Source organism: Streptococcus suis (genome assembly GCF_002960445.1).
Taxonomy (GTDB): domain Bacteria; phylum Bacillota; class Bacilli; order Lactobacillales; family Streptococcaceae; genus Streptococcus; species Streptococcus hyiners.
On the sequence record NZ_POJD01000261.1, the window covers coordinates 1 to 267 of the forward strand.

1 pseudogene is annotated in these 267 nt (G+C 43.1%); it reads right to left on the reverse strand.

Annotated features, from left to right (window positions below):
- Positions 1–267: pseudogene (locus tag C1G53_RS09575) on the reverse strand (acetate kinase); the annotation flags it as partial.

A 267-nucleotide genomic window follows, 5' to 3' on the forward strand; every position in this document is an offset into this window, starting at 1 on the left:
CCAACACTGCATCTGGATTGTGAGCTTGGATACCTGCTTCAATATCACGCATATCACTTGAGAAGCCAGATACACCGAATAAGCCTGACTGTTTATTCAACATGTTAACAACGTCTGCAGCATCTTTCAGTTCTTCAACATTCGCAATCAAATAAGGAATGATAGCAGGATCAATATCCCCTGAACGAGTTCCCATCATTGGACCAGCTAGTGGTGTGAAGCCCATTGAAGTATCCACAGATTCACCATGATAGTTAGCAGTGATGG